Origin of the sequence: Belliella calami, assembly GCF_022549695.1 — a bacterium.
GTDB classification, from domain to species: domain Bacteria; phylum Bacteroidota; class Bacteroidia; order Cytophagales; family Cyclobacteriaceae; genus Belliella; species Belliella calami.
In genome coordinates, this window is sequence record NZ_JAKZGS010000009.1 from 151,507 (window position 1) to 162,035 (window position 10,529).

The following is a 10,529-nucleotide window of genomic DNA, read 5'->3' on the forward strand; positions in this document are numbered from 1 at the left end:
AAAAAATAAAGTAAAATGAAATACAGCCCACTTTCAAAAGAATTCTATATCAATAACCGTAAAAAGCTGGCAGAAAAATTACCGGCAAAATCTGTTGCGGTCTTACATTCTAATGATATCATGCCCACAAATGCAGATGGGACGATGCGTTTTAGACAAAATAATGATATTTTTTATCTTTCAGGAATAGACCAGGAGGAATCCATATTGGTGATTTGTCCAGATTTTCCAAACCCAGATATGAGAGAAATTTTGTTTGTACGGGAGACAAACGAGCATATTGCAATTTGGGAAGGTCATAAATATACCAAAGAGGAGGCTTTTGCTGCATCAGGAATTGAAAATATCCAATGGGTAGCAAACTTTGACAGTGTTTTCAACAGCTTGATGGCATTGAGCGAAAATGTATATTTGAATACAAATGAACACCTTCGGGCAGATGTGCAGGTACAAAGCAGGGATGCTCGATTTATCAATAATTGCAAAGAGAGATATCCACTTCATACCTATCGCCGTGTGGCTCCTCTGATGCATCAGCTCAGAGCTGTAAAGGAGCAGGAAGAAATCGATCAGCTTCAGATTGCCTGTGATATTACAGAAAAGGGATTTAGGAGAATTCTTTCATTTGTAAAGCCTGGAGTGACTGAATACGAGATAGAAGCGGAGTATATCCACGAATTTATCCGAAATAGAAGTAGGGGGTTTGCTTATGAGCCGATTATCGCATCAGGGTCGAATGCCTGTGTACTGCACTATATTGAAAATAAAGAAGTATGCAAAGATGGTGACTTGATTTTGTTTGATGTAGGTGCGGAATATGGAAACTACAATGCAGATATGTCCCGAACTATCCCTGTCAATGGTAAATTCACCAAAAGACAAAGGGCTGTGTACGATGCTGTGTTAAGGGTTCAAAGAGCTGCTATGGATATGCTAAGACCTGGGGTGAATATTCAGGATTATCACAAAGAAGTTGGCTTGATCATGCAATCGGAATTGGTAAGCTTGGGATTGATAGACCAGACCGATATCAAAAATCAGGATCCAAAATGGCCAGCTTACAAAAAATACTTTATGCATGGCACTTCCCATCATTTGGGATTGGATGTGCATGACGTAGGTACGATGCACGAACCAATTACACCAGGCATGGTTTTTACTGTTGAGCCGGGGATATATATTCAGGAAGAAGGCTTAGGGATTAGGTTGGAAAATGATATCCTGATCCAAGAAAATGGATACTTAGATCTAATGCGAAATATTCCTATTGAGGCTGAGGAGATAGAAGAGCTGATGGGAAGTCGGAAAAGTAGTTAAGTAAGATGCTTCTTTTCATATTTTAATGTAATTTCATCTGAAAACTATAAAAAGTAAAAACCCGCTTCATTTTTGGAGCGGGTTTTTACTTTTTTAAGTAGATTTCATAAAATCAGGTTTATTGATTTTGACTTTTTTAAAATTTTTAGCAGAAAATGATTTTTTGGGTTTGATTTGGGTTGTGTTTTTGGTATTTATAACAGAGTCTTAATGTTGTCGGCGTAATTTTCATCTGTTTTTCTTGTACTTTCTGTAAATTTTCTGTGTTATCGTTATTTTTTTGATTAAAAAAACTGATAAATGTTGTCTTTTATAAAATCATAGTTAAATTTGAAAGCATAATATCAGTATAGAACATATTTAATGATTTATAAGGGTATTTTTCAAACCTATTTCTAACATAACCTATTAAAAAAATGAAAAACAGATTTACAAAAGTTTTGGCAAAGGCTTCAGCATTGGTTGCGCTTTGCTTGGTATTGGTATCAGCTCCAGCACTCGCTCAGGAAGAAGATAGCAGATTTAGCATGGATGTTACCTTGAACTCTGATACCTTTTTCGGATTTTATCCATTCTTCGCTGGTTCTTATAGTGTGAGTCCAAAATTAGATTTCACATTTTATGGGATTCTTTGGTCAGGTGGTACTGGTGGAGTTCAAGGTGCAGGTGGCGGTGGCTGGGGTAACTGGACAGAGTTTGGGGTTGGTGTGGGTTTCGAGCCAGCACCAGGTTTGAGCATAAGCCCACAAATAGGAATTACAGGAGGTAACTTACTTTCATCGGGAGCAGTTGGCCCTTCAATATTTGGTGATGGTATTGTTCCTAACTTGACAATAGGTTTGGATAAGGCAAAAACTGAAGGTGAAATATACTTGGGGTTCTATGCACCATTAAGGGATGAAGCACCTGCTGGCGGTACGACATTATCATACTTACATTACTGGGCAAATTTCGGGATAAAGGCTACAGATTTCTTTTCAGTTGGGGCTCACTATGAACATTTGATCAACTCTGGTGGATCTAACGTATCTTCTTCTACAGATCTTTATCAGTGGTTAGGTCCATATGTTCAATTCAGCAAGCCTACTGGTGGAGCTTTCGCTAGATTGTCTTTTGGTACTGACTTGGTTGATGGAAATGACTCTTTCTTCAAAGTAACCACTGGATTTAGCTTCTAAATTTAAAGTCACAAAAAAAATAAAAGCCATCCGATTGATTTCGGATGGCTTTTTTGATTTAGGTATATGTGTATCCGCTTTCTTGCACGTAGCCAAACAATAGGATGGCGGTTGAACGATTTGTGGTTCTGTTGACAGTAAACTGTTGTCTGCCGACGAGTATCCGCAACTTACAAAGTTACTTTTTAACCAAGGTGCAACATTTCGGATACTCATATAAAACTTTAACTATTTCTTTCATTTACCACCTTTACTTCATCACCAACAGCTATTTTTTCACCTTTTAGCAGCAACATGTTTTGACCAAACATAACCTTGCCATCTACAGTCCGATAACTTGCCAAGGTCTTCAAAGGTTCCTTGCTTTTATTCGCATTTTCTTGATCTACGGTCACCATCACACACCTGGCACAAGGTTTTGTAATTTTGAAAAGGGCGGTTCCGACTTGAATTTGATCCCATTTGTCTTCTTCAAATGCTTCTCCTCCTTCAAATACCAAGTTTGGTCTAAACCGATCCATGGGCACCGGGTCTTCCAGTTTTTCATTCAGATCGTCCAATGAAGATTGTCCAATCAACAGGTAGGGCATCCCATCTGCAAAACTGACAGATTCTCCGTTGACAGCATATTTTTCCTTTAGCTTTCTCTTTGTGCTTTCAGGCATGATTACAAGTTCGCAAGACATGGAGAGTTGTTCGCTGAACCAGTCGCTTACATGTTTATCTACAACCTGCCCTTCTACCACATCCTCCCATATACTGACGTTTTTCAACTTGTTAGTTTTGGCATCTAATGGAAAGGAGATACTGATATTTGGTTCTTTTTTGTGCGTGACTTGCAGCTTGTTTTCAGAGATGCTTACTTGCAGTAAAGCTAGTTTTGGGATGGTTCTTTGGGACAAAAATTTTCCGTCTTTGTCTATCAGCATCCATCTTCGGTCGTATTGCAGCCCTTTTTCTTCTAAAATTGCTTCAGTTAATCTTATCCCACCCAATGATTTGATGGGGTAAATGTAGATGTCTTTTAAGTGCATTTGGTGACAGTTGATTGAAATCAAGAGTCAAGATACAACCTTTTGAATTTTTCAGGTATCTCAAACGAAAAGAATTTGGTGATGAATTGATAAAATTGATTTTCCTGTTCTACTTTCAAAAATTCGATTGGATTGATTAGGGTGTGTAGGAAATTGTGCTCTGAAGGTTCGTAAGAGAAAAATAAGACAGTGGCCAAGCAAACGAGAAAGACCAATGCCCATCTTTTTCTTTCTTTTCTACGTTTTGCCAAATTGTCCCGAATCATACTACTAAGATACAGGTTTTGGTAAAAAGGTTGCATTTAGATTTTTTTTTAACAAGAATTCTACTTTGATTTATATGTCTGATCTTTTAAGTTTTAAAGATAGAAATAGGATCAGTATGCGAGGGCAGGTATTTTTATGCCCCGATTGTTCGTCTCAACCAAATAATAATAAAAATGATCAATGTAGAGGAAGCCAAAAAAAGAATATCAGAAATACTGATTTCACGGAAAATAGAAATCTGCCCGATATCTGAATCGACAGGTCTTTTTTGTGCAGAAGAAATTTTTTCTCCAATTTCTGTCCCTTCTTTCGATAATTCCGCAATGGACGGTTACGCGCTTGCTTTTGGGGATTTGAAGCCTGAAATGGTGATTTCTGGAGAGGTTAAAGCAGGGGTTTTGTCCGTAGAAAAATTGAGGCCAGGTACGGTGGTTCGAATTTTTACAGGCGCGCCGATTCCAGAAGGGGCAGATACAGTCGTCAAGCAAGAGGTTGCAAATGTTTACGAAAACAAGTTCTTGATTGATGTTAATGAGGTTAAAAAGGGTGGCTTTGTCAGAAAGGCTGGAGCTCAATGTGAGGTTGGGGAGAAGGTATTGGAGGTTGGGTCGGAGATTTCTTCTGGAACAATAGCCTTGCTTGCCTCTTTGGGAATAGAGGGGATCAAGGTTTTTAGCAAGCCCAGAATAGGTGTGATTCTTACTGGGGATGAAGTAGTCGAGCCAGGGCAGAAACTTGAAAATGGTCAGATTTATGATGCAAATGGGCCGATGTTGACTTCTGCATTGATGAAATTGGGAGTCAAACCAGCGTTTGTCGAAAAAGTAAAAGATGATGCGGATGTTGTCCGATCATCAGTAGAAAGACTGGTAGAGCAGGTTGATGTTTTGATCCTGAGTGGAGGGATTTCTGTGGGAGATTATGATTTTGTCAGGCCTACCATGCAAGATATGGGAGTAGAAGAACTCTTTTACAAAGTTGCGCAAAAGCCTGGTAAACCATTATTTGTGGGTAAATTGGGGTCCAAGATTATTTTTGCATTGCCGGGAAACCCATCGTCTTCCCTTTCTTGTTTTATGGTGTATGTTAAGCCTTTTATAAGACATTTTTGTGGTGCAAATGATGCGTTTGAATCGAACCTTCGGTTTCCTTTGTCAGAAACGTATCATTCAGAATCGATCTTGACGTTTTTCCTAAAATGCCAGTTGAAAAATGGGATGATTCATCTCCTTAAAGGCCAAGAATCTTTTAATCTCATTTCATTCAATACAGCCACAGGGCTTGTTGAAATTCCAGGCATAAATTCAGTTTCTCCAGAAAATAGCAACTACAACTATTATCCCTTTTAGCACATATGGATTTGTGGACTTTGGTTTTGTTTTGTCTCTTGCCGATTGCGGCATTTTTATATGCTTCTGTAGGTCATGGTGGAGCAAGTAGTTATTTGATGATATTGACCTTGATGGGTTTTCTCCCGGAAGATATACGGCCTTCTGCTTTGCTATTGAACATATTTGTATCGTTGATTTCCTTTCTGAATTTCAGAAAGCAGGAGTCTTTGCAAAGAGACTTGTTTTTCTCCTTGATTGTTTTTTCTATACCTGCAGCATATTTGGGAGGGACGATCCTATTGGATACAGATATTTACCGAAAAATATTGGGAGTGATTTTGCTGTTTCCAGCTTTGAGATTCTTGATGGTTTTTCCTGAGTCAAAAAAAGTTGTCGTAGAAAGAAAAATATGGATGGCACCATTGCTCGGGGTGTTGATAGGCTTGCTATCAGGCTTGGTAGGAATTGGCGGAGGTGTTTTACTTACACCGATTGTCTTGGTTCTTGGATGGGCAAATGTGAAGCAAACGGCAGTTTTGTCTTCATTATTTATATTTTTGAATTCAATAGCTGGTTTTGTTGGTTCTGGGGCGTTGAATTTCGATCTTCCAAGTGAGTTTTGGGTTTTGATACCAATTACGATAGCGGGAGGGTTGCTTGGAGGGTATTTTGGAGCAAGAAAATTCAGTAATTCAGCATTGCGCTATTTACTCTGCGCTGTCCTAATATTCGCATCAGTCAAATTATTGTTAAATTAGAATTTAAAAGAAATGAAATTGATTGTTAAAGTATTTGGGAGGATTTCGGAAGAAATTGGGGAAAGTGAGTTTATGATAGAAAGATCAGACAATATTGCTTCTTTAAAAGGTGAAATTAATGCAGTTTATCCTCAATTAAAGGATTTGAAATTTGCGATAGCTGTCAATAAGAAGCTTTCTACAGATTCGGACAAGATTCCTGAGGGGGCTGAAATTGCCCTTTTGCCACCTTTTTCGGGAGGTTGATTTATGGATAGATTTGATAGGCATTATAATTTGAAAGGTTTTGGGCTAAAATCCCAGCAAAAGCTTCAGGAAGCTAAAGTCCTTGTAGTAGGGGCAGGTGGGCTAGGTTGTCCAATATTACTCTATCTTGCTTCTGTAGGTTTTGGGAAAATAGGAATCGTAGATGGAGATCTAGTGTCTGAGTCCAACCTAAGTCGCCAAGTCCTTTTTGGTCAAAATGATTTGGGCAAAAACAAAGCTGAGGCAGCGGTTCAAATCCTTCTCGGAAAGTATAGTGATATCGAGCTTGTCTCTATTCCTGAATACTTGAATAAAGAGAATATCATTGAGCATCTCAATGACTATGATCTTGTAGTAGATGGTTCGGATAATTTCCCAACCCGCTATTTGGTAAATGATGCTTGCGTTTTGCTTGGTAAGCCATTGGTGTTTGGCGCCTTGTATCAGAATGAAGGGCAAGTGGCAGTTTTCAACACTCGTGGTATTCAGTCAGTAAATTATAGGGATATCTATCCAATACCACCATCAGCCCATGAAGTGCCAAATTGCAATGAAGCTGGAGTTTTGGGGGTTTTTCCTGGAATTATCGGTAGTATGATGGCTTCTGAAGCAATAAAGCTGGTGTCTGGTTTTGGGGTAATATTAGATGGAAAGATGCTCTACTATAATTTTCTCAATCATTCTGAATATAAAATTGAGCTTACGAAAGACCCACAAAGTGAAATTTCCAGACCCAAATCAGCAAATGATTTAATTCAAATGGATTACCAGGATTTTTGTGGGTTGTCTTCTCAGCTTAATTGGGAAGATGTGATCCCTTTGATGAATGAATTTGGAGATACTGTTTTGGTTGATCTAAGGCAATCTCACGAAGAACCTGAACTCGAAGATATTCCTTTTATTCGTGTTTCCATGGATCAGATTCATTTGGAAAATGCTGAGTTGACAAGAACGAATACAATCCTTTTGTTTTGTCAAACAGGCGTAAGAAGTATGAAGGCATCAAAATTACTTCAAGAAAAATATCCCGATAAATACATCAGATCGATTTCTGGAGGAATCAACTCCTTTGATCTCAATCTCTAAAAAACATAAAATGGAAAAGACTAGAAAGCCAAAAAACATATTTGTAGAAGGAGCAATTTCCCCCGAGAAAATCGCCAAATCTATTGCCAATCATGCTGCCAATCATGAAATCGGTGGTCATAGTATATTTTTAGGTCAAGTAAGAGCTGACGCAAAAGAAGGAGGAAAAGTCACTGCCATCGCGTACACCGCTTATGAAGAGATGGCTCTTCAGCAGGCATTCGAAATCAGGGAAGCAGTTTTTGAGAAGTATCCTTTGACATGCATGCACATCTACCATAGCCTAGGTGAAGTTAAAGTGGGAGAAATCTGTCTATTTGTGTTCACTTCATCCAAACATAGAAAAGCAGCCATTTCTGCATGTGAAGAACTTGTGGAAAGAATCAAGAATGAATTGCCGATTTGGGGGAAAGAATTGGTTAGCAATGACACCTCAGTTTGGAAAGAAAACACGTAAGTAATCACATTGACAAAACCCAGCTAAAGCAGCGACCCAAAGCCATACTTTATGACATGAAAAGTGTTTTTCGGAAAGATATTGTCAGGTTTTGGAAAATAAAATGTCACCATCTACTGACATTCTGACGTAAATTTTCTCAGTATTTCCCTTGGCACAACCCTTGTCAATAGGTGTTTTATAGTTTTAAAAATTGAACAATCAAAAAATAAAAATATAAAATCATGGGAAAAATCATAGGTATAGACTTGGGTACTACAAACTCTTGTGTTGCTGTAATGGAAGGGAACGAGCCAGTGGTCATCCAAAACAGTGAGGGAAGAAGAACCACGCCATCTATCGTGGCATTCTTAGACAATGGCAATGGAGAGAGAAAAGTTGGAGATCCTGCAAAACGTCAGGCAATCACAAACCCAGCAAATACTATTTCATCAGTAAAAAGATTTATGGGTAAGAAGTTTTCTGAAGTTTCAGAAGACAAAAAACACGCTTCTTACAAAGTAGAACAAGGTTCTAACGATACTGTAGCTGTAAAAATCGGAGACAGATCATATACTCCACAGGAACTTTCAGCTATGATTCTTCAGAAAATGAAGAGTACAGCAGAAGATTTCTTGGGTCAGGAAGTAACAGAAGCGGTGATCACTGTACCTGCTTATTTCAACGATGCAGAGCGTCAGGCGACTAAAGAAGCTGGACAAATTGCAGGTTTGGAAGTGAAAAGAATTATCAACGAGCCTACAGCTGCCGCATTGGCTTATGGTATGGACAAGAAAAACCAAGACATGAAAATCGCTGTGTATGACCTTGGTGGTGGTACATTTGACGTGTCTATCTTGGAATTGGGTGATGGTGTATTCGAAGTAAAATCTACCAACGGTGATGTACACCTTGGTGGTGATGATTTTGACCAAGTGATCATCAACTGGCTTGCAGAAGAATTCAAAGCTGAGGAGCAAATCGATCTTAGACAAGATCCTATGGCACTTCAGAGATTGAAAGAAGCAGCTGAGAAAGCTAAAATCGAGTTGTCAAGTTCTTCTTCTACAGAAATCAACTTACCATATATCACTGCTACGCAATCAGGACCAAAGCACTTGGTGAGAACATTAAGCAGAGCTAAGTTTGAGCAACTATCTGAAAGTTTGGTAAGAAGATCTATGGATCCTTGTATCAAAGCTTTGAAAGATGCTGGTCTTTCTGCTTCTGACATTGATGAAGTGATCTTGGTGGGTGGTTCTACCAGAATCCCTAAAATCCAGGAAGAAGTAGAGAAATTCTTTGGCAAAAAACCTTCAAAAGGTGTAAATCCTGATGAGGTAGTAGCAATCGGTGCTGCGATCCAAGGTGGTGTATTGACAGGAGAGGTTAAAGATGTATTGTTGCTAGACGTAACTCCTTTATCTCTTGGTATCGAAACAATGGGTGGAGTATTCACTAAATTGATCGAGGCTAACACAACTATTCCTTCCAAGAAGTCAGAAGTATTTTCAACAGCTGCTGACAACCAGCCTGCTGTAGATATCCACGTATTGCAAGGAGAGAGACCTTTGGCGAAGGATAACAGATCAATCGGTAGATTCCAATTGAGCGATATTCCACCTGCACAAAGAGGAGTTCCTCAAATCGAAGTAACTTTCGATATCGATGCAAATGGTATTCTTAATGTGTCTGCAAAAGACAAAGGCACTGGAAAAGAACAAAAAATCAAAATCGAAGCTTCTTCAGGATTGTCTCAGGATGATATCGAAAGAATGAAGAAAGAAGCAGAAGCAAATGCTGCCGGAGATAAAGCTGAAAAAGAGAAAATCGAGAAACTAAATGGAGCTGATAGCTTGATTTTCCAAACTGAGAAACAATTGAAAGAATATGGAGATAAGTTGTCAGATGGCAATAAAGCGAATATCTCTTCAGCTTTGGAAACTTTGAAAACTGCACATCAGTCTCAGGACTTGGCAGGAATCGACGGAGCCATGGAAGGTTTGAACAAAGCTTGGGAAGCTGCTTCTCAGGAAATGTACAACGCAACCGGCGGAGCAGAAGGCCCACAACCAGGAGCAGAAGCAAATGCTGGAGGTTCAGCTGAAGCTGGAGATGGTGTTTCTGATGTAGATTACGAAGAAGTATCTGAAGATAAAAAATAAGCAATTATAGCTTTAATATATTGAAAAAGCACCCATATCAAATATGGGTGCTTTTTTTTAGACCTTTGAGGTTTTTTTTCAAAACCTCGAAGGTCTTAATCTTTTGAATTCAAAGGAAATGCTAAAACAACATTTTTATTTTTTAGAAATCAATTCCCTCCTGCTTTAGCTGGAGGCTACAGAAACTATCAAAAATGTAAACAGGCTTTACCCAAAATATCAGTCCAAAAATCACTGTTTCTGATTTTAATCAATGATTCTTTTAACAAATAGAAATATTTGGCTAAAGCCCCCTGATCGAGGTACATATTCTTTAAGGATGGGCTAAAGCACCATCCCTATTCATTAAAATCAGGGAATTGAGTAAAGCAATCTAGCTATTCATTGAAGTAAGGGGATTGGCTTAAGTTCCTTTCTATTCATTGAATTCAAAGGAAATGCTAAAACAACATTTTTATTTTTTAGAAATCAATTCCCTCCTGCTTTAGCTGGAGGCTACAGAAACTATCGAAAATGTAAACAGGCTTTGTCCAAAATATCAGTCCCAAAATCTTAAAATCTTAGAATTTTCCAATCTTTCAATCTTGAGTCCCCTCCTAAAACTATGTTTCAGGAGAAAGCTGACAATTTAATATTTAGGTAAATTTGAGTTATAGTCCTGATCTTTGTTTTTATTTCAAAGATTTTGGATTTAATCTTTGTTGTGGTGGT

10 protein-coding genes are annotated in these 10,529 nt (G+C 38.5%); 8 read left to right on the forward strand and 2 right to left on the reverse strand.

Annotated features, from left to right (window positions below):
* The first annotated feature begins 15 nt into the window (after nt 1-15).
* The gene (locus MM236_RS12345) at nt 16-1,317 is read left to right on the forward strand and encodes an aminopeptidase P family protein (protein WP_241275286.1); all 1,302 of its coding nucleotides are present in this window, start codon (nt 16-18) and stop codon (nt 1,315-1,317) included.
* A 416-nt stretch (nt 1,318-1,733) separates the two neighbouring features.
* Nucleotides 1,734-2,495 (forward strand): DUF6733 family protein, encoded by a 762-nt coding sequence (locus tag MM236_RS12350; protein ID WP_241275287.1) that lies wholly within the window; start codon nt 1,734-1,736, stop codon nt 2,493-2,495.
* A gap of 224 nt (nt 2,496-2,719) precedes the next feature.
* On the opposite strand, the gene MM236_RS12355 is transcribed toward MM236_RS12350, so the two are convergent.
* Nucleotides 2,720-3,529 (reverse strand): MOSC domain-containing protein, encoded by an 810-nt coding sequence (locus MM236_RS12355; protein WP_241275288.1) that lies wholly within the window; start codon nt 3,527-3,529, stop codon nt 2,720-2,722.
* 20 nt (nt 3,530-3,549) lie between these two features.
* Nucleotides 3,550-3,831 carry a hypothetical protein gene (locus tag MM236_RS12360; protein WP_241275289.1) on the reverse strand — a complete coding sequence of 94 codons (282 nt, stop codon included), beginning with the start codon at nt 3,829-3,831 and terminating at the stop codon, nt 3,550-3,552.
* Between the two features lie 138 nt (nt 3,832-3,969).
* On the opposite strand from MM236_RS12360, the gene MM236_RS12365 reads away from it, so the two are divergent.
* From MM236_RS12365 to dnaK, 6 genes are all read left to right on the forward strand, one after another.
* Nucleotides 3,970-5,145 (forward strand): molybdopterin molybdotransferase MoeA, encoded by a 1,176-nt coding sequence (locus tag MM236_RS12365; RefSeq protein WP_241275290.1) that lies wholly within the window; start codon nt 3,970-3,972, stop codon nt 5,143-5,145.
* A 5-nt stretch (nt 5,146-5,150) separates the two neighbouring features.
* Nucleotides 5,151-5,885, forward strand: a complete 735-nt coding sequence (locus MM236_RS12370) for a sulfite exporter TauE/SafE family protein (protein WP_241275291.1) — start codon at nt 5,151-5,153, stop codon at nt 5,883-5,885.
* A gap of 12 nt (nt 5,886-5,897) precedes the next feature.
* Nucleotides 5,898-6,131, forward strand: coding sequence for a MoaD/ThiS family protein (locus MM236_RS12375; RefSeq protein WP_241275292.1), 234 nt, complete (start codon nt 5,898-5,900; stop codon nt 6,129-6,131).
* A gap of 3 nt (nt 6,132-6,134) precedes the next feature.
* The gene (locus MM236_RS12380) at nt 6,135-7,217 is read left to right on the forward strand and encodes a ThiF family adenylyltransferase (protein ID WP_241275293.1); all 1,083 of its coding nucleotides are present in this window, start codon (nt 6,135-6,137) and stop codon (nt 7,215-7,217) included.
* 10 nt (nt 7,218-7,227) lie between these two features.
* A complete protein-coding gene (locus MM236_RS12385) occupies nt 7,228-7,674 on the forward strand; it encodes a molybdenum cofactor biosynthesis protein MoaE (RefSeq protein ID WP_241275294.1) in 447 nt (148 codons plus the stop codon).
* A gap of 224 nt (nt 7,675-7,898) precedes the next feature.
* Complete coding sequence (gene dnaK / locus MM236_RS12390; RefSeq protein ID WP_241275295.1) at nt 7,899-9,818, forward strand: molecular chaperone DnaK; 1,920 nt, start codon at nt 7,899-7,901, stop codon at nt 9,816-9,818.
* Nucleotides 9,819-10,529 lie beyond the last annotated feature (711 nt).